This is a genomic window from Dyadobacter soli, from assembly GCF_900101885.1.
Lineage (GTDB): Bacteria > Bacteroidota > Bacteroidia > Cytophagales > Spirosomataceae > Dyadobacter > Dyadobacter soli.
On record NZ_FNAN01000022.1, the window covers coordinates 14,976 to 39,707 of the forward strand.

General features: G+C 45.4%; 27 protein-coding genes. 14 read left to right on the forward strand and 13 right to left on the reverse strand.

Annotated elements, in window-relative coordinates; all coding sequences use genetic code 11:
- Positions 1 to 15 precede the first annotated feature (15 nt).
- From BLQ88_RS29700 to BLQ88_RS29765, 11 genes are all read left to right on the forward strand, one after another.
- Positions 16 to 1,905, forward strand: coding sequence for a chemotaxis protein CheB (locus BLQ88_RS29700; protein WP_090156656.1), 1,890 nt, complete (start codon positions 16 to 18; stop codon positions 1,903 to 1,905).
- A gap of 244 nt (positions 1,906 to 2,149) precedes the next feature.
- Positions 2,150 to 3,736: a Na+/H+ antiporter gene (locus BLQ88_RS29705; RefSeq protein WP_090156657.1), complete on the forward strand. Its 1,587-nt coding sequence runs from the start codon at positions 2,150 to 2,152 to the stop codon at positions 3,734 to 3,736.
- 310 nt (positions 3,737 to 4,046) lie between these two features.
- Complete coding sequence (locus BLQ88_RS29715) at positions 4,047 to 4,757, forward strand: ATP-binding protein (protein WP_170118946.1); 711 nt, start codon at positions 4,047 to 4,049, stop codon at positions 4,755 to 4,757.
- A 75-nt stretch (positions 4,758 to 4,832) separates the two neighbouring features.
- Positions 4,833 to 5,393, forward strand: a complete 561-nt coding sequence (locus tag BLQ88_RS29720) for a helix-turn-helix domain-containing protein (protein WP_090156660.1) — start codon at positions 4,833 to 4,835, stop codon at positions 5,391 to 5,393.
- A 156-nt stretch (positions 5,394 to 5,549) separates the two neighbouring features.
- The gene (locus tag BLQ88_RS29725) at positions 5,550 to 6,128 is read left to right on the forward strand and encodes a porin family protein (RefSeq protein ID WP_090156661.1); all 579 of its coding nucleotides are present in this window, start codon (positions 5,550 to 5,552) and stop codon (positions 6,126 to 6,128) included.
- 46 nt (positions 6,129 to 6,174) lie between these two features.
- Positions 6,175 to 6,543, forward strand: a complete 369-nt coding sequence (locus BLQ88_RS29730; protein ID WP_218132969.1) for a cupin domain-containing protein — start codon at positions 6,175 to 6,177, stop codon at positions 6,541 to 6,543.
- Between the two features lie 37 nt (positions 6,544 to 6,580).
- Positions 6,581 to 6,892, forward strand: a complete 312-nt coding sequence (locus tag BLQ88_RS29735; RefSeq protein WP_143016956.1) for a hypothetical protein — start codon at positions 6,581 to 6,583, stop codon at positions 6,890 to 6,892.
- A 189-nt stretch (positions 6,893 to 7,081) separates the two neighbouring features.
- Positions 7,082 to 7,282, forward strand: coding sequence for a hypothetical protein (locus BLQ88_RS29740; RefSeq protein WP_090156663.1), 201 nt, complete (start codon positions 7,082 to 7,084; stop codon positions 7,280 to 7,282).
- A 211-nt stretch (positions 7,283 to 7,493) separates the two neighbouring features.
- Positions 7,494 to 7,961: a hypothetical protein gene (locus BLQ88_RS29745; RefSeq protein ID WP_090156664.1), complete on the forward strand. Its 468-nt coding sequence runs from the start codon at positions 7,494 to 7,496 to the stop codon at positions 7,959 to 7,961.
- A gap of 1,042 nt (positions 7,962 to 9,003) precedes the next feature.
- A complete protein-coding gene (gene tal, locus BLQ88_RS29760; protein ID WP_090156667.1) occupies positions 9,004 to 10,113 on the forward strand; it encodes a transaldolase in 1,110 nt (369 codons plus the stop codon).
- A 366-nt stretch (positions 10,114 to 10,479) separates the two neighbouring features.
- Complete coding sequence (locus BLQ88_RS29765; RefSeq protein WP_090156668.1) at positions 10,480 to 11,373, forward strand: bestrophin family protein; 894 nt, start codon at positions 10,480 to 10,482, stop codon at positions 11,371 to 11,373.
- Positions 11,374 to 11,919: 546 nt separating this feature from the next.
- Here the strand turns inward: BLQ88_RS29765 and BLQ88_RS29770 are convergent.
- The 9 genes from BLQ88_RS29770 to BLQ88_RS29810 all read right to left on the reverse strand — a co-directional run bounded on the left by BLQ88_RS29770 (position 11,920) and on the right by BLQ88_RS29810 (position 19,528).
- Positions 11,920 to 12,354: a response regulator gene (locus BLQ88_RS29770; RefSeq protein WP_090156669.1), complete on the reverse strand. Its 435-nt coding sequence runs from the start codon at positions 12,352 to 12,354 to the stop codon at positions 11,920 to 11,922.
- A gap of 188 nt (positions 12,355 to 12,542) precedes the next feature.
- Positions 12,543 to 13,082, reverse strand: a complete 540-nt coding sequence (locus BLQ88_RS29775; RefSeq protein WP_090156670.1) for a hypothetical protein — start codon at positions 13,080 to 13,082, stop codon at positions 12,543 to 12,545.
- Positions 13,079 to 13,963 carry a relaxase/mobilization nuclease domain-containing protein gene (locus tag BLQ88_RS29780; protein WP_229212927.1) on the reverse strand — a complete coding sequence of 295 codons (885 nt, stop codon included), beginning with the start codon at positions 13,961 to 13,963 and terminating at the stop codon, positions 13,079 to 13,081. The genes BLQ88_RS29775 and BLQ88_RS29780 overlap by 4 nt, the downstream gene beginning before the upstream one ends.
- A gap of 43 nt (positions 13,964 to 14,006) precedes the next feature.
- Positions 14,007 to 14,384 (reverse strand): plasmid mobilization protein, encoded by a 378-nt coding sequence (locus BLQ88_RS29785; protein ID WP_090156671.1) that lies wholly within the window; start codon positions 14,382 to 14,384, stop codon positions 14,007 to 14,009.
- Positions 14,385 to 14,506: 122 nt separating this feature from the next.
- Positions 14,507 to 15,442, reverse strand: coding sequence for a DUF8464 domain-containing protein (locus tag BLQ88_RS29790; protein ID WP_090156672.1), 936 nt, complete (start codon positions 15,440 to 15,442; stop codon positions 14,507 to 14,509).
- Positions 15,443 to 15,659: 217 nt separating this feature from the next.
- Complete coding sequence (locus tag BLQ88_RS29795; protein ID WP_090156673.1) at positions 15,660 to 16,865, reverse strand: primase-helicase family protein; 1,206 nt, start codon at positions 16,863 to 16,865, stop codon at positions 15,660 to 15,662.
- Positions 16,855 to 17,154, reverse strand: coding sequence for a helix-turn-helix domain-containing protein (locus BLQ88_RS29800; RefSeq protein ID WP_090156674.1), 300 nt, complete (start codon positions 17,152 to 17,154; stop codon positions 16,855 to 16,857). The genes BLQ88_RS29795 and BLQ88_RS29800 overlap by 11 nt, the downstream gene beginning before the upstream one ends.
- Positions 17,155 to 17,220: 66 nt before the next feature.
- Entirely contained in the window at positions 17,221 to 18,288 is a 1,068-nt protein-coding gene (locus tag BLQ88_RS29805; protein ID WP_090156675.1) for a hypothetical protein, read from the reverse strand.
- A gap of 4 nt (positions 18,289 to 18,292) precedes the next feature.
- Positions 18,293 to 19,528, reverse strand: a complete 1,236-nt coding sequence (locus tag BLQ88_RS29810) for a site-specific integrase (RefSeq protein ID WP_090156676.1) — start codon at positions 19,526 to 19,528, stop codon at positions 18,293 to 18,295.
- 538 nt (positions 19,529 to 20,066) lie between these two features.
- Here BLQ88_RS29810 and BLQ88_RS29815 point away from each other — a divergent pair.
- On the forward strand, positions 20,067 to 21,278 hold the full coding sequence (locus BLQ88_RS29815) for a phage integrase SAM-like domain-containing protein (protein ID WP_176885156.1): 1,212 nt from the start codon (positions 20,067 to 20,069) through the stop codon (positions 21,276 to 21,278).
- Between the two features lie 33 nt (positions 21,279 to 21,311).
- Here BLQ88_RS29815 and BLQ88_RS29820 read toward each other — a convergent pair whose 3' ends face one another.
- Positions 21,312 to 22,109, reverse strand: a complete 798-nt coding sequence (locus tag BLQ88_RS29820; protein ID WP_090156678.1) for a DNA adenine methylase — start codon at positions 22,107 to 22,109, stop codon at positions 21,312 to 21,314.
- Between the two features lie 128 nt (positions 22,110 to 22,237).
- On the opposite strand from BLQ88_RS29820, the gene BLQ88_RS36540 reads away from it, so the two are divergent.
- Together BLQ88_RS36540 and BLQ88_RS29825 are read left to right on the forward strand one after the other, a co-directional pair.
- Positions 22,238 to 22,501, forward strand: a complete 264-nt coding sequence (locus BLQ88_RS36540; protein ID WP_143016958.1) for a hypothetical protein — start codon at positions 22,238 to 22,240, stop codon at positions 22,499 to 22,501.
- A complete protein-coding gene (locus BLQ88_RS29825; protein WP_090156679.1) occupies positions 22,452 to 22,814 on the forward strand; it encodes a hypothetical protein in 363 nt (120 codons plus the stop codon). Before BLQ88_RS36540 ends, BLQ88_RS29825 begins: the two co-directional genes overlap by 50 nt.
- A 77-nt stretch (positions 22,815 to 22,891) precedes the next feature.
- On the opposite strand, the gene BLQ88_RS29830 is transcribed toward BLQ88_RS29825, so the two are convergent.
- Genes BLQ88_RS29830 through BLQ88_RS29840 form a run of 3 tightly spaced genes read right to left on the reverse strand, consistent with a single transcriptional unit; the run spans position 22,892 to position 24,524 of the window.
- Positions 22,892 to 23,503 carry a hypothetical protein gene (locus BLQ88_RS29830; RefSeq protein WP_090156680.1) on the reverse strand — a complete coding sequence of 204 codons (612 nt, stop codon included), beginning with the start codon at positions 23,501 to 23,503 and terminating at the stop codon, positions 22,892 to 22,894.
- Positions 23,500 to 23,805, reverse strand: coding sequence for a hypothetical protein (locus BLQ88_RS29835; protein WP_090156681.1), 306 nt, complete (start codon positions 23,803 to 23,805; stop codon positions 23,500 to 23,502). Before BLQ88_RS29835 ends, BLQ88_RS29830 begins: the two co-directional genes overlap by 4 nt.
- Positions 23,802 to 24,524, reverse strand: a complete 723-nt coding sequence (locus BLQ88_RS29840) for a TIGR04255 family protein (protein ID WP_090156682.1) — start codon at positions 24,522 to 24,524, stop codon at positions 23,802 to 23,804. The genes BLQ88_RS29835 and BLQ88_RS29840 overlap by 4 nt, the downstream gene beginning before the upstream one ends.
- Positions 24,525 to 24,732: the final 208 nt, after the last annotated feature.

Sequence of the window (24,732 nt, forward strand, 5' to 3'; positions counted from 1 at the left end):
TCCGCCCTGAAATGCATGCCGAGCGAAATACCAGAGTGGCAGCAATCTTTCCACTTCCCGTTCCCACAACCGGATTGCTGTGACATTCGTAAGCACATCCATCCGGAGTACCGGCTCAAAGAAAAAACATATACAGACACCGCCCGTATGAATGCACACCATCATATCATCTCCATCGGCGCCTCCGATTCCGGCATTGACGACATCGCGAGCTTCTTCGATCAAAAACCACTCGCCGGAGTCGCCTATGTAATCATACAGCATTTACCGCCCGATTTCCGCGCTAGACTGGCAGAAGTACTGGCCAAGGATTTATATCTGGTGATCAGTGAGGCGCAAAATGGAGTGCTCGTCGAAACAGACCACGTCTACATCATTCCCGAAGGCAAATCGATGAGCATCCGGAAGGGAAGGTTATACATCACCGAAAAACCGTATAATCCACGGCTGCATAACAGTACCGACAGTTTTTTCACCTCCCTCGCAGCAGATCAGGGGGAGAAAGCCATAGGGGTAGTCCTTTTCGAAATTGGCGAAGACAGCCTTGAAGGGATAAGTGCGATCCGGGATGCGGGAGGTATTGTCATCGCGCGACGGCAAGACGCCATTCACCTTGCTCCCGCCATCAATGAGGTTGACTTTGTCACTGAGCCCGCCCTTATACCCCAAATCATAGAAGATTATGTGATGCAAAGCCGCAAAACATTGCTGGATCAGAATGAAGAAGTGACCATGGAAATGATAATAGATGCGATCCGCGAGAATACCACATTTGATTTTTCGGGTTACCGATTGGACATTCTATCGCACAAGACCCGAAAACGAGCTTTGGATCAAAACTTCTATTCGCTGGCGGATTACCTGTCTTTTCTTAAAGTCACGTCGACAGAAATGCATTCACTATCCTGGGAATTTCTTACCGGCGGGATTGCCGCTCCGGTCAATGAAAACACCCCAAATTCTCCGGGAACGAATCCGGAGCCCGAAATTTTCGGATTCAAACGGGATGGGGATAAACTGGAAAATAAAGTTACCCACGAAGAACAATTGATGGAACTTGAAAAAGAGCTTAATGAATTGAAAGCAAGACTGTCCCTAGTGCACAAATCAGATGTATCGATGAACAATTTGAAAGTCGCAAACGCGTTGTTGCGACTGGCTAATGGGCGGCTACGACATGATAATAGTGAAATGCGATCAGCAAACCACCAGCTAGACGCAAAAAACAAAAAGTTGACCGAAGCTAACAAAGAGCTAGACAACTTTGTCCACCTGGCGTCACACGATCTGTTGGCACCGCTTGCTCATATTGAAGGTAGTATCGCCCTTATCAACGAGATAGGCGTGACCGATACCCAGCTAGCCGAGATGATCGGTATCATCAACGCATCCGCAAAGAGATTTCGCGCACTGGTGGAAGATATGGGTAACGTGGCGAAGGCCGAACATGATTTAAAATCAAAGGAAAAGGTCGATATAGAAGAAATAATCCAGAGCGTATTGTGGCCGCTGGAAACCAAGATCAAACAATCCCACACTCAAATAATTGTCAGTCTGCGGGAAAGATCCATTTACTTTTCCAAAAAGAACCTCAGGAGTATTGTCTTCAATCTGATTTCCAACAGTCTTAAGTTCAACGAAAGCCTGCAACCGTCGATCCTTATCATTACGGAGAAGATCAACGGCCAGGTCGTCCTCTCCGTGGAAGACAACGGGATGGGTATTCCTACACCCGAACTGGAGCATGTCTTCAAACTCTACGGAAGAGCGAGATACGACATAGAAGGCAACGGGGTGGGGCTTTACCTAACAAAACGGATGATAGATGCGTCTGGGGGAAGTCTGGTGGTTGAGAGTACTCTTGGTGAAGGAAGCAAATTCACCATTAGTTTCGCAGCTGAATAGCGTCAAAAACGGGAGAGTTCCTACGATCTTATCCGGCCTCAAAAGCCGGGACGTTGATGTTACCTGGTGCTTATTTGATAATGTCTGATAGCTGGATTTTTAAAATCGACGCGCCAATGCCGCGTAACTGCTCATGTTCTAGCCCATTCCAACACAGTACTAGAAGGCCTTTTATCCAACCATCATAACTATACGTTGATCTCTATCATTAGCCTTTCCCGGCAACATATGCGTATCTTTATAGATGGTCCATCAAAACTTGCTGCTCGTACTGATTCTTTTCTTTTTCATAGCCTTACTATATCTGTGGAGCGAAAGGTTGAAAATTTCTTACCCGATTCTACTGGTACTGGGAGGACTGGCTATTTCGTTAATTCCCACAGTGCCCAATGTCAGTTTGAACCCCGAAATCATCTTTTTGATCTTTCTTCCTCCATTGCTTTTCGAAGCGGCCTGGACCACGTCCTGGAAAGATTTCTGGGCCAGAAAAGAGTCGATCTTCTCACTGGGCTTCGGTCTTGTATTTTCAACGTCTCTGATCATAGCCCATCTGTCAGTGGCCATCATCCCGGGCTTTACGCTTGCTTTGGGCTTTCTGCTCGGCGGAATCATTTCACCACCTGACGCGGTAGCGGCCGCCTCCGTCCTGAAAGATCTGAAATTACCCCGGCGCGGGATCACGATTCTGGAAGGAGAGAGCCTGGTTAACGACGCCGCGTCATTGACTGTTTTCAGGTTCGCAACGATTGCAGTACTGACAGGGCACTTCACGTTCACGGCGGCAATAGTCGACTTCGCAGTGCTCGCATTTATGGGGATCGCTGTGGGGCTGGTTATCGGACATTTGCTGTACTTGGTTCTTCGGTATTGGGCAAAGTCGTCGCGCATTACATCTCCCATTATCCTGATGGCTCCCTATCTGATGTACGTAACTGCCGAAAAATTCAACTGGTCCGGTGTGCTTGCGGTAGTAAGCGGCGGCCTCTACCTGTCATTCCACGCAAAGAATTTTCTGAATTATCAGACCAGGCTACAAAATCGCGAGATATGGCTCATGCTAGTATTCTTGCTGAATGGGTTTGTTTTCATTTTGATCGGGTTGGAGTTGCCGATGATCGTCGATGGCCTTGTTGGTTATTCGTTAAAGGAAGCGATCGGCTACGGTCTTCTTATCAGTGCAACCGCCATTTTGATCAGGATCATTTTGGTGTTTCTTACGACTTATATCCCGCGTATGCTCACCGGAAGCGAAAAAGAGCGGGAAAATGATCCGGGTTGGAGACTCACTTTTGTGATGGGCTGGGCTGGCATGCGTGGAGTGGTATCGCTTGCTGCAGCGCTTACCGTTCCGCTCACCACGCCGGAAGGCTCCACTTTCCCACATCGTAACCTGATTCTGTTCATCACCTTCATCGTGATACTCGTCACACTTGTTTTTCAAGGCCTCACCTTACCGGTTATCCTCCGGATTCTTCAGGTACCCCAAGTCGAAGAAGACCTCTCCGTGGATGACCAGATGGAAACAATCCGGCTCCGCCTCGCCAGACGTTCGGCCGATTACATGCATGAACACTACCATTCAGAAATTCATAGCCACGGGGCGGTCAGGCGAATTATGGAACAGCTTCAGAGAACGACAACTTTGGGCGATCCGGCCCAGGACGACCGTACTTCAGTCAAGGAGTTAAAAAAGAAAATCATGTTAGAGCTCATCGCATTGCAAAGGGTTTATCTCCATGAGATCAATGACGAGAACAAGTACGATGAAGAAGTGATACGGGATCTGGAACATAATCTAGACCTGGAAGAATCGAGGCTCGAAAAGAAATAGAACGCATGTGTTTTATATTCAAAACGCCTCTCCCAGCGTCAGATTGACTATTGCATGATGCTCGGGATGATAGCCTATTCCAAGTTGACAGCTCACGTTTATGATCGAATTATTGGGTTATCGACGAACGTTAAAGATGCACATATCAAAATCAGCATGCTCATCGCAAGCAAATCGGAAAGGCCAAAGGCGGTAACGAATTACAAAGATCAAGAGGCATGTGTGAAATATGTAAATGTAAAAATGGTGGATGTAACGTCTTAGGCTTCGGTAGTATGAACTTTGTATATTAATGTTAAAGTTCTCTGTGATGAACAAACCCGACACTTTACCCGACGGCGATGAAATTTCCGACTTTGCCCTCTCGCTAGTCCACGAAATTCGTAACCCGCTGACAAACATAGATTTGTCATTACAGGCGCTATCCCATGAAATAACCGATGATGATCTACGCGCATATCTCGACATCATAAAAAGAAGCTCGGACCGTATCGGAAAGATACTGAAGAACCTTCTCAGTCATCAGAAACTGAATGACAACGCCCATGCTGACCATTCCTTACATACTCTATTGGACGAAGTGATCATGTTGAATACTGACCGCATTGCCTTAAAAAAGATCAAGGTTACCCGGGATTATGATTCGAATGATTGTGTAATGAAGATTAACGCGCAAAAAATAAAAATCGCTTTGACGAATATCGTGGTCAATGCCATTGAAGCTATGAATCCACGGCAAGGCGAGTTGAAGCTGGTTACTAGGTCGACAGACACGACGCACCTGGTCCGCATTGAAGACAATGGATGCGGGATCAATGATGCGGGCATGAAAAATCTGTTTAAAAGAGGTTTCTCTGATAAAGCGGGTGGTATAGGAATCGGCCTCTTCTCGACCTTGAAAATTTTGAGATCTAGTCATGTGGATATAGGTGTGCAGTCCCGGGCCGGCTCCGGAACATGCTTCATCCTGACATTCAACAAGAAACATAACACCGGAAAATCGACCCGAAGGATGTTGTAAACCCGACATTATCAGCTATATTGTACAGGATGGCTTTGGATTCATTGTCGGCTACAGTAACTTCGCTTATCGATTATGATATTGTATATCAAATACATGGTTAGCCTGAGATGTAAAATGATGGTCGAGCAGGAACTGAACAATATCGGCTTGCACTATGTGGTTGTGGAGCTGGGAAGCGTCGAAATTCTTGAAGATATCACACTCGAGCAGCGCGAAGCACTCAAAAGGAATCTGCTCAAATCGGGCCTGGAGCTACTGGACGATAAGAGGAGTATTTTGATTGAGAAAATCAAAAATGTCATCGTGGAAATGATACATTATCAGGATGAACTTCCTAGAACTAACTATTCGGATTACATCGCAGAAAAACTGGGGTACGACTACACTTATATTTCCAACATCTTTTCCGAGGTGAAGGGCATCAATATCCAGCAATTTATTATCCATCACAAGATAGAAAAAGTTAAAGAACTGCTGCTCTACGGAGACTTGAACCTCACAGAAATCTCTTACAAGCTACACTACAGCAGCGTGGCGCATCTTTCCAATCAGTTCAAAAAGGTCACAGGTCTTTCTCCTACCTTTTATAAAAAACTTCGGAGAAAGCGCGACGATAACCTGGAAAATATCTGAGGCTTATTGGCCTTCCTCTGAAAAGTATTGATTTCCATTTCTGACAATCAGTGATCAATGTAACTTTTCAATTCAGTTATGTAACGCATAAGGGCCCGCCGGTGTCGACCTTTGTACAGGTTGATTCAAATCTAAAAAACCTTGCGGGGCTCAACAATGAAAAAGTTATCAATAACACTTATACTATGTGCAATGACCATCACGTCGTTCGCACAAACGTTTGGTTTCGGACCGAAGGCTGGCGTAAACCTCAGTAATTATCAAGGCGGTAATATTCAAACCGAGGCGAAGGCGGGCTACCATTTTGGGGGTATGCTTAATTTTGGTTTTGGAAATGTCTTTTCTATTCAGCCTGAAGTGCTTTTCTCCACCCTTGGGGCCAAGGTAGAGAGTAGTGGCAGCGAAGCGGACTTCAAGATCAACTATCTGACGGTCCCCGTCATGCTGAAATTCAGAACCAGAAGTGGTTTTTATCTGGAAGCAGGACCTCAAGCGGGCTTCCGGTTATCTGAGAGTGTTCCCGACCAGACCATTGATCATTTCGCTAAAAATCTGGATATATCGCTGGGCGCGGGTTTGGGTTATCAGACTAATATCGGACTTGGAATCGGGGTTCGATATGTGGCGGGGCTATCAAAAGTGGGCGACTTCTCTTCACAGGAAATCAATCCGGACTTCAAAAACAGCGTTATCCAGGGCAGCTTATTCTGGGTGATTCCCATCGTTAAAGAATAGCATGCTTCTGCATAAGCGTCGCAGTACGTTAAAATAGGCATCATGTATGACATCAGAAAATATAGCGGATATGGATACGGATCGTGAGGAGATAGAAAAAGCAAAGGCCCACATTGTCGTGGAGATTATCGAGTACGTACCCAATGCGGTTCTGAGCAGAACTATTATCAAAAAAATGACTGGTAACGTTACAGTTTCGGCTTTCGATGCCGGAGAGGAAATCGCCGAGAAATCTTCCGCCTTTGATACCTATATTCAAATTATCGACGGTTCGGCTGAAATTGTCATCGATGGCAAAAAGCACCAACTTACCAGAGGTCAGGGGATTATCATTCCTGCACATCAGAGAAATTCCTTTTGCGCCAAAGAGCCTTTCAAGATGATTTCGACGGTTATAAAGAGTGGCTACGAATGATCCGGACATATTCTTAAATAAACTCACTATGATGAAAATGGAGAAAGTATCCCCTGTGTTCGTGCATGTCACAACCTTAGGGTTTGCGCTGGCAGCCTGCTCTGCATCCGGCATCATATTTCGTATACGTAGTAGCGTTAGAAAAAGAGCAGACCGCAGAGATGGCACGCTGGATGAGATCAACCGCAGGGTGACCAGGTTCAAGGGTGAAGTCAATAGAATCCTAGCAACTCTTCCCTTAAAGACACATGGGCATAAAAGTAAGCTCCACTTCCAGGAAACGAGAGCAAAAGCAATTACTGAATTCTTCGGTCCGGAAACGATCTTATCCAGTGAACCGGTCGTCTGACAAATGTGATGTTTACGCTGAAAGATTTTCGGCGAGTTGTATCACAGATAATTTTTGGAGTCAGGACAGTCATTAGGCCTTCATCTGCTCGGGTTGCTCGTTAGCACTGCGGTGCCCGGGTGGAACAAGAACTGATTCTATACAATTCCTGCAAAATTGATTAAAGATCACAATTAAAATAAAGAACGTATGAAAACTGGAAAAGCATTTTGGGGATGGGTAACAATGGCTTCAATTTTTGTGGCTTTGGGAACTATGTTTCTGCCGAAAGGGAAATCCTACAAAGCAAGACGAATAATTGACAAAACGAAAAAGCTCTTGGGGATGCAGGACCAGCTGCTGGCAAACCCGGACGAGCAGAAAACAACGACCTTCCAGGGGAGGTCATAAACAAGATTGAGGTCACCGCAAAAGACGGCAAGCGTCAAACTAGCCAGGGAAATGGTCATTCGGGATGACGCTGATCTGGGCGCGGCAGGCCTGCCACCCCGGTGTCGAGATCATTTGCAACAAGTTAATTGTAGAAAACTATCCCGCTGGCTCAAAAACAAGGTAGACTGTTCCTGGCGGGAAAAACATTCATTTAAAACGAGAAACAATCATGAAAACCAACAAGATCATATTTTGCCTGGGCTTAGTCTTGCTCGCTTTTCCCTTAACCGCGCAAGTGGTCTCGAAAGACTCTCTTTCAAACCTGAGAGAGCAGAAGCAAATGCTCGAAATAAGCAAAAGGTTAAACGAAAACAAGATGCAGCTGGCCAAACTTGAAAATGAGCGAGAAGAAAAAATGATGGAAGTATCGCAAACATCCGAGAATGCACAGAAATCGGCGGATGCTAATAAGCAGGCCGCAGATAAACTTAAAGACGAGTCACAAGACCGCAAATTGGCCCGTAGGGCTAACAATAGCGCTGGCTCAGCCAAGTCGGATGCGAAGAAAGCCCGGAAGGCCGGGTATAGTCTGGGAAAACTCGACAGCAATATTAATGCTCTGAAAGCGAGTATTCAGAAGGATGAAAAGGAACTGGCCGACATGCAGCCTAATATACACCCGGAGCCGATGTATTGAAATCCAAGGGTTGTATGACTTCTATCGATCTAATAATATGAACGAGCCCATATTTGATAACAAGTACTTTGATGGACAATGTGTCTATGTTAATGAGAATCCCGGTCAAAAGCTAGTTATCAGACGTTACTATAAGAGAATCTATTATTGTCGGGCGGTAGATGGCTCAGAGAAGGAGTATGCCTTTTTTGAAAGGGAAATTTCGCCCGATTATGAAAGTGGTAAACAGCTGTATTGCCACTTTCCGAGAGAAGACGTTTAATAGCTAATCACTAAAATGAAAACTGAATTCACATCCTTCACCAACGGTGCTTTCAACAATCAAGCAACCACCTGATGCATCGATAATACGTTACGTAAGGTAAACCCGACACGGTTTCCTTATGAGATGTATGACTCTTTAAGGATCGACGATATGATCCAGTCTGTTGTGGGCAAGCCCAGGCCTTTAGACCATGTAGCATGAGCGCATTTACGGAAGAATCAACCCCAAAAGGGGCTGGCGTAGAACACCCCTTAGCTACACGCGATGCTCTTAATGGCTATTATCCTCATTTGCCTTGTATGGACAGTAATTGTACAGCTGCATCCCCGGGCAGATCCCTAACACCTGGTCTGTTAAATCAAAACAAATGAACAAGTTAGCTGACACAACCGAACTGATCGAGACTACAACCGGTCTTCTGATGGGAGCGAAGCCTCCCTTACGCCACAAACGGGTATCGAAGTAATCGATCAATGGCATGGTCCGCTTTCAGTAAGTGAGAGTACCCAGCCCATTGCCGACGAGTTGGACAAATTAAAATCACTGCTTGCTTCGGTCCCCACAAATGCCGGCGCCATTGTGGAACAAGTGAAGGAGGTGGCTGCGAAAGTTTCGCGGATTGCTCCGGAATTAGGCGCGGACGGCGAAATGCCCTCTTTGCTTACGGCGTTGGCGACCGCCCTGAGAATGGGGACGGATTTATAAAGCCGAACGGCCAAGTTAGCAGGGCTGCATATCCAGATCTACCAGATCTGTCAATTTAAATAACCGTTAGTTATGAATGTAAGTAAAGTAAAACAGATACACGAGTTTGGTCAGAGCATCTGGCTCGACTTTATAGACCGCAAGTTCATTGTCTCGGGTGGATTGCAGAAGCTGATCGATGAGGACGGCGTAAAAGGCGTGACGTCCAATCCTGCCATTTTTGAAAAGGCAATCAGTAACAGTTCGGATTACAACCCAGATATTGCGGAACATTCAAAAGGCGATATAACCAATGAGGAAATCTTCTTCAAGCTTGCCATATCCGATGTAAGGCAGGCATGCGACATTTTGTGGCCGGTCTACAACGAGGAGGGACTTGTTGGGGCCGATGGGTATGTCAGCCTGGAAGTTTCCCCGTTCCTAGCTACTGACACCCTAGCGACCATCGACCAAGCCCGCCAGCTATGGCAGGAGGTAGGCAGGGATAACGTGATGGTCAAGATTCCCGGAACCGAGTCGGGCCTGGTTGCAACCCAGGCGGCGATTAGCGAAGGCATTAACGTAAATGTGACATTGCTTTTCGGTCTTGACCGGTACGAAGCCACGACAGAAGCCTACATTTCTGGACTTGAAAAACGGGCTGCGGATGGTTTATCCATTGACCACATTTCCTCTGTCGCCAGTTTCTTTCTGAGCCGTATCGACATTCTGGTCGATCCATTTCTGGACGATAAGGGCCTTGGCGAATTGAGGGGTGAGGTCGCAATTGCTTCGGCAAAAATGGCGTATCAAACTTATGAACGCGTTTTCAGCACAGACCGCTGGAAGGCCCTGGCAGCAAAAGGTGCAGTGCCGCAACGGCTGCTCTGGGCAAGTACAAGCAACAAAAATCCTGCGTTTACCGACACACGCTACGTGGAAGCGCTTATCGGTGACAGCACCGTCAATACCATTCCAATGGAAACATTAGAAGCGTATCGCGACCACGGCAATCCAGCTAGCAGGCTAAATGCTGATCTTGATAAAGCTATCGAGGTCATGGCACGGGTGAAAGCGGCCGGAATCGACATGGTCGCAGTAGCGAAGCAACTTGAAGAGGAAGGGATTGAAAAGTTTAACCAGCCGTTTCAGAAACTGTTGGGCGCGATCGAACTACAAAAGCAAGGCAATCACTTAGATTAAATAAATTAAACAATGTCAAACGATAAAAGTGCCCCAAAAGGAGACAAGAAAAAGTTAGTCAAGAACCTTAAAGAAAAGCGCGCTGACAAAAAGGATAAACGCGACAGTAAAAGCAAGTGCGATTGACACATCAGATCACCGACACCTACGACTGGCCGGCTTTTCTTCGCCGCATTTGATCAGGCTTGACCTACGCTTGTACGCATATTGTCCCCGAATCCTTTTCATTAAACCCTACTGCCGGCCCACCATATGCACTGGCAGCAGGATGTGTATGGAAACAACGAGGACGTGTTGATCCATTCAATTTTAGCAAAGGTGGTCTGATAATGGTGAGATCCGAGCGATAACTTAAAGCTACCAAGTATGATTCTAGAGAATAAACTACCACTACGATACTTGATCGGCATTGTAAAATTTGAGCTTACGGCCGTCTTGATATTGAGTCTAATTACCCATTTCGGAGCCTTCCGGCTTACCAACTTCCTGCCGGACATGCCGCTGGCTATTCCGGCTTTTCTGGGAACATCCATTTCGGTCCTTTTGTCATTCAAAATGAACCAGTCGTACGACAGGTGGTGGGAAGCAAGAAAAATCTGGGGTGCTATTACCAACGATTCGCGAAGCCTGATTATGCAGCTGCTGGCTTTTGCGACGCACGATCATGACGGAATCGTAAAACGGATCGCCTACCGGCAGGCGGCCTGGGGATATACGCTTGGGCGCTCCCTAAGAGGAAACGACCCGCTTGCTGACCTGCATCACCTAATCGACGCTGAGGATCAACGGAAGATCCTGGCACACACTAACAAACCTTTGGCGATATTGCAGCTTACGGTGCAGGACATCCGTGCAATGCGCGCAATGGATGCATTGGACGTGCATGCGCACATTCACCTTCAGGAGACAATTATCCGACTAACGGATTCGATGGGCGGCGCAGAGCGGATTAACCGGACGGTGTTTCCCTCGACATACCGGCTAATCCTGCACTTGATCATTTATCTGTTTGTGATCACACTCACAATTTCGCTGAGCAGCATTAACAACGTGCTCGTCATTCCGCTGCTGATGCTGATTTCCGCCGGGTTTTTCTGCATCGAAAAGATCGCGTACCATTTACAAGATCCATTTAAAAATAGCCCAAGTGATATTCCAATCACGGATATCGCCAAAAACATAGAAGTCAACACAAGGCAATTGCTGGGTGAAGAAGTGAAGACCAAAGAATTAGGCCTGGAAAGTTATTATGTAATGTAAATGCTTCTATAATAAAAATGAAGTACGACTCATATTACTCCGTAAAAATTAATTATACTGATTACAAAAAAGTATCATTATTGAATGAAAAACAACCACGTGATTGGATCTGTTGTGCAGAGATCGCCGTACAGGGGCAACCGGTAGACTTATGACTGTGTTACAGTATGGAACGATTATTGCTTCGTTTATGGATAACTTAATCAGGATACCCATTGAAAACCAACCTCCAAAAGCTCGACATATTGACAAGATATGAACGCAGAAGGGCCGCGCTGGCCAATAAGCATCTTTCAGACTTCGATTCATTGTCTCTCTCAGGCGCTCGAAAACTTCGAATTCGCCAGTCGATTGAAGTGTTGGCCTTGCAGGAGCAACTATTTCGAGACCTTGCTGAGTGACATAAGCCTGACATCACTCCTGTCAATTTTACTATCCTTATTGCTTCGTTTTGTACGCATAGGGTCCAAATCAGACACCTTATTCTATGTCTGTCTACTTTGTCCCAGATCGTTTTTAGCTCGGGAGCTTACATAGCTTAAGATTCTAAAAACATTCTTCATGTAGTCGGCTTGATGCAGAAGCAGTCCAATAGCGAATAATAGTTTCCAACAGCTCTTTTATCTCCTCAAAGCCGGCCGGTTTCACGAAAAAACCCTGCACCGAATCGCAGTAGGCATCGACCACATGAGCATGGTTAAGCGATGTCGTCAAATACAGGTAAGGCACACATTTAAGTGCTATGTCCGCATTCTTCTTTAATTCGACTCGTAGCTCTAATCCTGTGAGCTTTGGTAGGTTTACATCTGAGACTATCAAGAAAATGGTGCTATGGTGCGCGCGCAAATAGTCCAGTGCGGCAAAGCCGTCGGGGAAATAAATCCTTTTGTTGGGGAAATCAAGCTCTAAGAAGGCTTCTTCGAACACGAATTGATCGTCTAAGTCATCCTCAATCACGATAATAATGCCTTTTTTGTCCATTTGATATGAGGATTAAAACGGGTTGTTTACAAATCTCGGCCCAGTCCAAGATCGTTGATTTCATTGATAACTGGACACAACGTCTCTAAGCCGACTTTTGACATGCTCCGGTATAAGAGCGTAACAAGAAAGTGCCCCGGTTTTGACTCGAAAAATGGTGCTTGCGTCGACATCAACCGCTACTTAGTTCATTGTCTTTTCCGGAGGTTATTATCAGGCTTTCGTGAATTTAAATCCAAAGACGCCCACACATGCCGAAGGGAATCTATCGAGGGGGGAGCTGTTTGGTCAAAGGCTTGATCGATCATGCTCGTTAAACGAGGAGATAATTGCTGAGCCACTTCATACCTCTGCGCAGTTCGGCTCGCCTGTTCAATTTTCTCATTCGAGCATCTAACTGTCACAAGCGAGGCAGCAGTAGTACAAAGCAGTACTGCTAATGAAACAAAATAGCTTTTAGCCTTGAAATCGAATGTGACTGGCTTGGGATTTTCCAGAGCGTACGATAGTGCGTCAAGGTGCTTTCGAATACCAGCAAGTTCGGAAAGCATCATGTTGCCTAACGGCATTTTTGCCACACTGGCCTGAATATCAGCCAGCATCTGGCGTGCTAAGTCATCGACCGGCACTTTGGGATCAGTTAAAAGGCTTTCCATCACTGAGACCTTTTTTACCAGGATAGCCAGTACCTGCTCGAAGCCATCGAGTTTATCTTCAATATTTTTCATAAATGTAGTCCTCTCGATTTTTTGCGTTTCTGTTTTCTTCTAAGGTTGGGGTTGATTGTGTCGTGTTGAGTTACCGGATCCATCAAGTCTTTCAGCAAGTTTTCTTCCCTGCAGTGCGGCAAACCATATCGGTGCGTTAGCATTTTTTCTTGCGCGGGTGGTAGTATCCCCTGATCCAACATCCGACGCCTCACCGCCATTTGGTGCTGAAAATTTTCTCGCAGTGTTCTATCGAGTGCCGGAAAACTCATGCTTCGGTCCACTTTTGAGCCCTTCAACACCGTTCCGTCCTTTTCGAAGCTGATACCCTGCATTTGATTAGTCCCAGACTTATACTTGTAAATGATGCCAATCCCCTTCGATGAAAGCGCGCCTTCCAATTGTTTCCAATTCACTGCCGATCTGCTTGCCATCTTGATCTGACCTGCAAGCTCATAACGTGCTTTATCAATCCCTTTAAGCCTCGCTCGGTTAACCAGCGTTTTTCCCTTACCCATGTAGTAGCCATGTTTCATGGTCATCTCTTTGCAAACCTTCTGATTGATTCGCTTCTGAAAGCGGTCCGAAATGGATTTGCCAGCATTATCAACCCGGTTGTAGAGAATATGAATGTGCGGCTGATTGGTGTCGCGATGTTCAACGATCAGATATTGGGTATTCTGGATTTTCATTTTGGCCATGTACTCGGCAGCCCTCTCGACCATAATCTTTTGTGAGAGCTTATCCTTGTCAAACGAACTCCAACTCAGCACCAGGTGGCCGACCGCCTTGCCCAGCTCGGGATTCATCTGGCGCTGAGCATTGAAGTCATGGATCGCTGACTTTACATCATGGGTCCTGACGCCTTCACCATGAAGCACGATAGCCTGCTCTTTCTGCATGACATACCTGACTGCCCCTCCGAAACTTGATCCTATCATTATCTTACCGATCATCGTTAGTGAGTCTTTTGAGTAAATGATCAATGTCTGATAGAAGCTGCGCGGCTTTTTTTGTCTCGTAAAGCAGCCCCTGCATATTCGTAAATCGGAGCAGCTGGTTTAGGTTATTAGCCAGGCCAGCCAGCATTCTGACGAACCCGGCTTCCTCTGCCGAGAGCCGCGCAATAACCCTGGCCTTCCTGGCCGCTTGCCTCAACCAGGTGCTTGGTCTAAGGCCTGCGTCCTTGGCTTTCGACTCGATTAAAAACCGCTCGGTTTCCGAAAGCCGGACCATCAGCTGCGCGTTTCGTTTAACCTTCTTGGGCGGCCTTCCACCTTTGGATTTGTGTGAATTTTGCTCCATGCTTTCTACCTCTTTCATTCGTTGACAAGAACTGTTGATTACCTTTTGCGACCATCGGGAGTAAAAGCAAGTTTGAGTTTCGGCGGCGCCGGAACGAGTTTTTGCGAAGCGAAAACACAAACTTGCTCCCTTAAAGAAACTCATAGGCCCAGCCCTCGGGTCTTCTTAGGTCGGTGCTGATGTTGGGGCTGCTTTTCCAGCTGCTTGCTTGCAACCAGCATCTGGTTCAGATCCTTGTAATCCTTATAGATACAAGAGGCATCGACGCAATTGAGCCCCGCTTTCTCGAATTTTTCAAGCAGCTTTTTCCCGGCTGCATCGTGATCTGGATACAGAAAAACGGTGCTGTAACCTTTGACAATGTCCACACTTCGCTCTGCCAGACTCACCGAATTGAGCACTACAAAGTCGGTCTGGATCTGCTCCAGTTTTCGAAGTGAGAGAAGCGACAAAAAATCCATAAAGCCTTCCAGCACGCAGACCGTGCTATGACCATTCTCGATATGGGATATGTCCTTCGGAGATGTCGAACCCTTGAAGTAGGCACTTCTCAGCTCATAGCCGCCAGACCGATTTTCGAAACCTGCGGCGAAATAGTTTTTGTCGCTAACCCGGTAGTATACCTCCTGACAGTATGACTTGGCAACGGTCAGATCGATACCACGGGATTCCAGGTACTGATTAATTGCCGGGTTAGTGCCTAACTCCTTCACAGCAGTAATTTGGATGGCAGGCTGATCGATTGATCTGGCTGGTGTAACGCCGCTGCGTATATGGAAGCCTGCCGATTTTGGATCTTGCGGTTGAAATGGAAAAAGACCAGAATCCAATTTCTCCAACAACGCCTTTGTATCGCAGCGAAACAGGGTGCGTCCCAAATCAATAATATCACCTCCCTGACCGTTTCCGTGATCATAATAGAGATTCAACCGCGCATTGACCTTGAAAGAAGGCGTTTTTTCGTCCCTGAACGGAGAGAGGTACCAATGGTCTTGTCCCCGGACATATTGAGGACGGATATGGCAGTGTTCCAAGAGATCTACAATAGATATCTTTTTGGTTTGCTCACAAGTCATAATTACTGGGGCTTGAAAGTGAAAAAATTGATGAATTGATGCGAAGAGCTAACAACTGGTTGATTTTAACTATTTATGCCCGCATCAGAAAAGCATCAAAATGCATCAGGGGCCGCATCGCTATTTTGGGATTGATGCGCTTTGATGCGGATTTTGATGCGCTGTAATTATTTATTAATCAATTAATTAAATATGATGCGCATCAAAGCATCAAAAATTAGGGCAATTCGTTGAGCTCATTTATGCGTCTTCGGGATAGTGTATAGAACCTGCCCTTGCCGGTCTGCTCGAAGACGGAACCGTCGGTTAAAAATTTGTATTGCGGGTAAGTAAGTGAATTACTCGCCGGGCTCAACTTCCAGGCATTTTGCAGGATCCGCTTGATCTGTGAGAGGTCTTTGAAACGGATGTGCTTTTTATTGAGCCAGTCCTGGACATCGCCAGTGCAAAACCGGATTTCATCCAGCTCCTTTTCGTCTGCGATCGTCAGCAGGATATGGGCGATCTCCACTTCCAGCTTATTCCGATTTTGGTTCAGCAGCTTTTTCAATGCAGGTGTCGCAATTTGATCAGCCGTAAACCACATTCTTGTTTTACTGGGGTGGACGAAGTCACGGCTCACCAGAAAATGCAAAAAGAACGGGATTTGAGCCCGAAGCTGGGCCAGCAAGTGGTGATTATCTGATTTTAGTGGTGGCACCTTTCTCACCCAGTACCGGATTTCCCCCGGCTCGGCGATGATGAAATGATCTTCATTGTTACTGCACAAAATGAATTTCCCGAAGAATTCTACCTCCTGCCGGTCATGACCTTTGGCCTCGACTTTGTAAAACCGAGCCGTGCTCAGATTCTTGATCCGCTCTGAATCTTCCTTTCTATCCAGGAACGTTTCGTCCACGCCTATGACCAGTTTCTGCGCCCATTCGATGTTGAAGTTGGAGCGAAAATCCTCGTTGCTGTTGATCGTCATATTTTCGCCAAAGATGGACTTGACAAAATGCAGGAATGTGGTCTTTCCGGTTCCGCGCTCCTCGCTGACCAGGCACAGGATCGGCAGGATTTGGGTAGGACGTTCGAGCAGGATTTTGAAGTAATCGTAACCCATCTCGATCTGCTCGCCGAAAATGTGGCCCAGAAACTGGAAGATTTCCGAGGCATCGCCCTGCCGCGACTCATGTTGGAATGGCTGGTAGCGGTTGTAAAACCCGCCGACCTTTTGTTGGTAGTCCAGATGGCTCGGCACAAAACAAAATCCGTCGAAGCAATCCACGCGGTCTTTCAAATAGTCACGGCTGTGATCCAACCGGATGCATTCAGCCGACCAGGGGATCAAGGAGGAAATCGTGTCGCCGGAAGATAGTGGCCGGTTGACTTTCTTAAAGTAACTGGTGCCAATGCGCAGATAGACCGGATTATCTTTCATGATTACCTTCGATTTTCTGCTGACCATTGGCTATCCATTCCAGAAGCTCCCTGCGCGAGAAGAGCAACTTTCCTTCCATTTTACAGAACGGGATCTTTTTTCTTTTCACCAGCCCATAAATGGAAGTCTCCTTGTATTTGGTAAGGCGCGCGGCCTCCTTGGTGTCCAGCAAAGTGTCACTGGTATCGGCGGCAGCCTCCAGTTTTGATTCTAAAACCCGGCGCAGTGAAGACTCGATCAACTCCGATAACTGCTGATCGTTCATTGAAACTAGAACTGTTGTGCTCATCCCTTTTGCGTTTTGGTGATGGGCAAAGCAAGGCTAGAAAATCGGGGAAAAACAATATGAAGTTGACTAAGTCAGGTCTTCAACTCCGTACTCGTTTATTTTCCTTAATGTTTTCAAAACATTTTTAGAATGGGGGCTATCGGCCAGACTACCAATACTCTGCACGATATTGCCACGCGCTTTATTGATGTTACTGCGAAGACTTTCCAGCTTGGTTTTCGAATAGCAGGAAAATGTATCGAGCAGCAATTGACAGTATCTGTCAAGCCCAATATTGTTCCGATCTGTGTTCAGCTTATAGGTGGCATGCATAAGTAGGTTTAAAACACGCTCGTAGTTTCCCGGAGGCATTTCAAAGTACTCGTGTTCAGGTCTAGGCAGTCTGCCTCCTTTTTCTTCAAACATCATTCCTAACAGCTGCAACACTTCCTCTTCACTGGTGAAAACCTGAATGGAGCCCACTGCCTTACATTTCCACGCATCAATTAAAATCAACCACATGGATATGATTTCGTCAACCGCGTAGTCCAGGGGAATTCGCTCCGGACCTTTCGTTTGCGCTTCGGCTATTGGAAATTCTTGACTCTGTAACAAGACCGGAGATTTATACTTAGGAAGGCGAAGGGTATTTACTCTATCGCCGCACGCACGTACAAGGTAGGCCTGGATAAATCCGAGCGCGTATAAACAGGATGGAACAGCAAATCCCTCGAAGTATAAATGATAGGAGCAAAATTCAATGAATTGCTCTAAATGAGCGATTTTGCCTTCGTGGTCAGGATTATAAAGAATGGAGACTATTTGTTGTGGGTATTCCTTCATCGCATCGAAGTACCCTCTTTCAAATTCCGCTCTCAGTTCGTCGGCATAAGACTCCGAGATTGGGCTATGATGATCTACAATGACATTCGCCCGGTTTTTCTGGTCGAAAATGGCAGCCAGATTCGGTTCACTGAGGAAGACCGGTGGCGCTGTTTTCTCAGCAATGTTCTCAAAGTGAAAATTACATGATAGGTAGTCTACTTTTCCTCTGCGAAAAACATGATCTGCAAACCTTAAATATGGAAACCTTCCCTGATCGTCCAGGTCTATACCGAGGTCAGGATCGAAGCCGGGCAAATTGAAAAAATACATGCGTTCAAAGCGTTGAGTTAATCAGTTCATCCAAAATTGGATCCCCGATGTCTTCCAGATAAATATCAGTTGTTTTTAAGCTGTCATGGCCCAATGATCGGCCTATATTCTCCTTGGATACTCCGTTTCTCCGGAGCGTGGTTGCATATGAATGTCGGGCCACGTACGTAGTCAGGTTCTTCTGAATGCCTAAGATTGCACCTAATTCTTGTAAGTCCTTGTTAACCCGCGTTCGAATCTTCTGCTTTCTATATCTGATCGACTGTATGCTGTCGTGTCTTTTATATAATATGGGAAAGATGTAGCCGGCATCGCTATTGCCTCGAAGGTTGCGGTAAAAATCAAGGATCCGCATGGCTTCTGGATGGAGCTTAAAACGAAATTCTTCCTTGGTTTTCGATCTGATATATTCGAGTTCGTCATCAACAATGTTATCCCATTTTAAACTTGCAAGATCCGTAAAATTGATTCCTCGGCAATAAAAACTGAAAAGGAAGTAATTACGTGAATTAATGAGTGTATTATTCATTGGATCGATCTCCAGGGCTGAGATTTGATCAATCTGCGATTTTTGAATCGCTCTTTTTTTGGTCCTAGGGTTGTTGTATTTGCCAAATGCGAGCTCTTTAAAAGGATAGTGACCCTCGGGGCAAAATTTTTCTCGGATTGCCACCTTCCACATCGTTCTAAAGGTTCTTAGATAGACACTTCTTGTGGTAATAGCGCATCCGCGTTCCATCAAGTATTCTTCATATTTCTTCAGAAAATTTAGATTGATAGATAGGAGATCTCGGTCTTTGTTTTTCACAAACCCTTTCAAGCTGCTCAGCGTAAATTTAAAGGTGTCCGCGTAGCCAATCCGGTTTTGCTGATTGAGCAGAGAAATATGGTCCTCAAAGAGCTTAAAAAGTGATTTGCTCTCTGGTTCTTTCGTTGCGCCGGTCAAACTACGAACCACACTTTTCATTTCTTCGAACGTTGGCTTTCGACCTTTTTTTCCTTCGGATATGATGAGAAAATCTAACTCAGAAACGATTGTTCTAAGGAGTAAATTGATCTCCTGATGCTTAGGGTGACCGCGGGCAACTTGCTGTTGACTTTCGAGCCAATTTTCTTGTTTACAGCTCTTCTTTGTGCTGACTAACTGGTTCTTACGATTAATAATGATGCGGAGCATTATAGGATACTCGCGCGAATCGTTAACTTTGGAAGCTAGGATAAACTTGGTTGAGAGTGCCATCAGTGCATATTTTGATCAAAATTAGGTCGAACATAGGTCGAACATTTCTTGTCTAAGGATAATTAAGCAAACTTAAATAAACTCAATTAACTGACTAATATTCAATATGTTGGACTGTTTTTTATAAAAATCAAATATACAAAAAATCCTCAAAAATCTGGATGGCATGCAAGAGGTCGTCGGTTCGAATCCGATATTCTCCACAAACGCATTAAATCGCTCGTGAAACCTTCCAATTTGGAAGGTTTTTTTGTTTCCTACCTCTCTTACCCCCAGAATTTTAGCTCTTCTTTTCACCTTTTCGGTACGCTAGGCGGCACTAAAAAGCTCGCGGTGGCACCAAATATATACTACCCGTTCGTAGTATGTATTGCATGGTCAAAAGGGTGATACTTTGAAATAGGTAGTTTTGCGGGGATTGCTACGTAGTTCTCCGTATACGTAAAAATACTTATTGTGCGGTGACATAGCTTCGTGGGTTTTAATCATTTTTTAATGCCCTACCCACATCAGTACCATGAGTTTTTTCTCTAACAAAATGGAAGTTTTATTCTGGAAACATGCAACCAAAAGTCAAGAACAAAAAGGCACCAGTACTTTGTATCTGCGAATTACTGTCAATGGAACGCGCGAAGAATTAGGCTCGACAGGCCTGAAAATTACATCTGCCGATTGGAATGACGCGTCAAGACGACTTAACGGCAACGATCCGCTGAATTCTTTTAAAAATGAGCAGCTGGGCATATTGGAAATGCGATTGTGGGGCATTTTCAACGATCTGCTGCGCAAGTCCGAAAAGGTTACTGCGGATCGTATCAAACGGGCCTATCAACTACCACCAGCAGTTTCATTCCTGTCGGCCTTTGATTTTTATCAGAAGGTGTACGAAAAGCGAAAGGATGTCTCGGAAAGCTCGAAAAAGACACTTCGGAATCATCGTCAGCTTGCATTTAGGTTTTTAGTTGACAATAACCTTCGCGAAGTTCTTGTCGATGAATTTACGCCCGAAGTGATGGAAGATTATCGCGCCTGGTGCAAGGGCTGTGGATATAAGGACAGCTATTTTACAAGATCGGCTCGCTCGCTTGCCGCTATTACGAAATTTGCAAAGCGTAAAAAGTGGGTATCTGAAAACCCACTCGAAGACTATGTTATTGGTCATGAGCGAATTGAGCGCCCCGAATACTTGGACTCGGTACAACTGCGCTTATGGAGAAACCACGAATTCAGCCACCCGACCGCCCAAAAAGTAGCAGATATATTTGTTTTATATGCGCGAACAGGCTTTCATTATCAAGACCTTATGCAAATTATACGTAATCCAACGGACTTTTTAATTACAGGTATTGACGGCAAGCAGTGGATCGTCAAGCCACGCCAAAAAACGGAAGTGGAAGCGAAGGTGCCCATTGATAATTTCCCTGAGGTTAAGGAAGTAATAAATAAGTATGGAGGTTGGAGCAAAGTGCCAACCTACTGCAATGCTAAAATGAACGACTGGCTGAAAATTTGCGCTGCCGAACTTAACATGAGGCTTGTTCCGGCGCAGCGCATTTACCCTCAGTTGTCAGTGAAGCATGGCCGGACAACGTTTTGCGATTACTGTCTGAATGAATTAGGGCTCTCGAGGGAGGCAATCCTGACCATGATGGGCAGGATATCGGCGGCAGAGCTGGACCGCTACGTGAGAAGCGACGAACGCGCCGTGATCACTTCGTTCAAAATCAGTGAAGCGGCTCTGGCTTCATAAAGGGAAAGAGGGACCCGAAGTCCCTCTTTTCGGTTAATAATTCCAGGTCAGGCATTCAACCTTTGTCCGGTTGGCCTTTCGACGCCCGTCGACGGCCAGCGTTTTCACGTGATCCTGCACCTTCCAACCATGTTTTTCCCTGTATTCCATCAGCACATCTTCTGGGTAGCTACTTAACAGAAACTTTCCTTGCATTCCCGCGCATGCATCCAGCAACGCTCGAAAATCCTCCGTCGAGTAACCTGCATAGTGTCCCTGATCAGCGCTGACGTATGGCGGGTCGAGGTAGAAGAATGCATCAGGGGCATCGTATGCACGGATTACTTTCAGAACGTCATAACTTTCAATGGTCACCTTCTTGAGACGCTCGGTATAGGCCTCAGTAAACCGGTTTTTCTTGTTGTAGGTGCGGTAAGCAGACTTCCCGCGGCGGTCATAGCCGAAGCCACCTCCGATCGTGCTTGAAAAGCTCATATTTGTTTGCACCCATACTGACCAGGCACAATGGACGGGGTCGGAGATTTCGTCTTTTTGGCTTTCGTAAACTTGCTCGGATTCCTTGTGCTGCGCGCGGGAATGAAATGTCTCGTCCACCAAGCGCTGGATTTCCTCAAAGTCGTATTTCAAAACCTTGTAGAATGTCACTAGCCGATTGTTGATATCATTGACCACTTCGGCTGGACTCGGATGTTTAGCAAAAAAGATGGCACCGCCTCCAAAGAACGGCTCAATGTAAGTGTGGTGTTCGGGGATCAGTGGCAGAATGTGACGCACCATGTTCTGTTTGCCGCCGTAATAAGTAATCGGAGTCTTGAGTTTTTCTGTTTTCATGGCTAATAGGTAAAATCAGCCTGCAAATTCGGTGGCACTTATTTCGTCGTGAAAGGACGGGAAAGCGTCACAAAAATGCCGTACATTTGGAGTATTGCGGCATCAGCAATTAAAAAACGATAGAGAAAATGAAAGAAACAATCAAACTAGGCAGGGAGCTTGGGAGAAAGCACTTTGCCGCGATCGCCGCGAAAGGTGAGCGATGGAAGAAAAGGAACGTGCCCGGCTGGATTCGGCAGTCAATGTTCGTGCCGTATTATGTCGTCGAGCGCGACAACAAACAGGAGTTGCACATCATTCATCCACCACTTCGGAGCGGCGATAAAGTTCATTTTATCGTTTATGCCAGATCCGAAATCGAAGAAGAAGGTACCCAAATTCGTAATTGCTAAGAACGAAGCGGCGGCACCTGGTGTCACCTACCTGGTGCATACACAGGAGCCGTCGTTCATTGGCGAGATAAAGAAATTTGTACGCGGTATCGAACGCGACGAATACATCGCAATCAATAATGACCGGGAGTTTATAGAAATAGGCCCGCTGCAATTTGTCGAAATCAAAAAGTATTTGACATCCAATGACTTTGATAACCGTCGAGACTACCTTCGCAAAGCCGTAAAACATTGGATAGTTGCCAATCATATCCGTTTTGATGCTTTTAACGATGGTGCTCTGGGTACGCAGGAGCTACCTATTGAAGAGTAGAAATTGAAGCCAGAAATTTATGAGAAATTGATAATCAGATAGATGTAGAGATAGAGGTGTAGCATTGACTTGAATTGTTACTGCTGTATGTCTCGATCTACGGCTTCTTGAATACGTGAGAAGTGAATGGATATCTTCAAAAGCAGGAGATAAAAGCCGTAATTGCTTAGGCTGAAAAGTCTTTTTTCTTTCAAATTATCCCTGGGCACGAGCTTATTAGGGTAATTATTGATCCTGTCTAAAAACACTATTCCTTCATAGGTCAATCCACCTCCAATAGGCAGATATACAATCGAAGTCACATGCTGTCTCCTTATCGATTGAGCGAGAGTCGATGCATAGTCAGGGCCTTTGACTTTGGCCACCATTTCGGCGAATGACTCGAGGCGCATAATAGGCGAATAACATATTTGGACAGGGTAGGCCCGGTCATTAGCAAGGTCTACGTCACATGTGTTTGTTAAAACGAGCGCAGGAGTTGGCCGAACGGTAGTGTCCGGCAAGTTTATTACATGTAAATCTAATAATCCATCACCCTGGAAGATGACAGGTTGCTCTACTAGCTCGTTGGTATACAGGCTATTATCAATGTTATTTGGAAATCCGCCTAACTTTTGAAGTAATTCTTTGGTAGAGTCTTCAGACAAATATTGTGGTAAATATTTTTTAATCTCCTCAGGAAGACTCATACCAAATTCCAAAAGTTCTCATTAACCATGTCAACTATATCACCATCTAAATCGACACTATTGACTAACAAGTTCGTTGCACAGTTGCTAAGAAGGTCACCTGCATTTACTTCCTCGTCTCCAGTGTTTTTCTTGAATGCAACATTGAGATGTGGATAGACGGTTTCATAGGGCGCACGGATAGACTTGTAGTCACCGCTCGGAACGTAGTTGCCAGTTGGTATAATAGTTGAAGCGCAGATCGTGATAAGAAGCCCGATATTAGATGAAACTCTGTTGTGCGAGATTTGGATAGGGTTCATGGGTAGACCGGATTTAGATTTTCAACAAATCGTGTTTTCAACAAATTAAAAAATATCCTCTTTTCCCGTGTGTGCAATTTTTCAACAGTTTCTTTGAAATTGTTCAGGCCCTCCACCTTGTTCTCAAAAACACTAATATCCATTAACGAGCCTGTAAAAGAGGTGTTTGGTCCAGACAATAGTGTTGCGTTGTTAGTGATCTGTAAAACTTCAGTCAACCCTTCTACCTCCTTCTCAGACCGTATGAGCAAATTTGGACTTACAAAAGCACTGTTTGCCATACGCACTTCGACATCAATATCCGGAAAAATGTCCATATCCGGAAAAAAGTTCAAATATCTGATGACGAGGCTCACGGGGCTCTGAATTACGCCACTTCCTGTGAGCGTTTCAAAAAACATATCGAGCTCCGTAGAAAAATTATTCCATCCTACATATCCTTTATTAGAATGAATTGAAATCACGTCGTTACCAATTTGTAGATCATACTTGTCGTTGGATAACTTGTACAATGCCTGAAAGTTGAACGAAGGATCACTAGCTCTCACATCTTCGGGAATATTTAAAATGGGAAGGGCTGTCGAAATGGGATATTTCTGTTGGAACTTAGTATACAGGACTCCAAACACGGCACCTCTCGGTAAAGAGGATTGGAATTTCAACTCGACTGTGGCTTCTACGACAGGATTTGGATCTATCGATAGCGGTATTTTTTTCATAAAACGCACATATGATCACAACTTTTTGGAATCGAATGCAGTAGTGATTTGGCTGCAAATGTAGGAAGCTTTATCATCACAATTTATACTTACGGAGGTTTTCTATTATTTGGCATTGAAAATTATTCATCAAAGTTTTGTCTCATTTCTCCATAGATCGTAAATGTCGATTGGTGTAACTTGTTGATTGCAAGCGTAGTAATTCGGA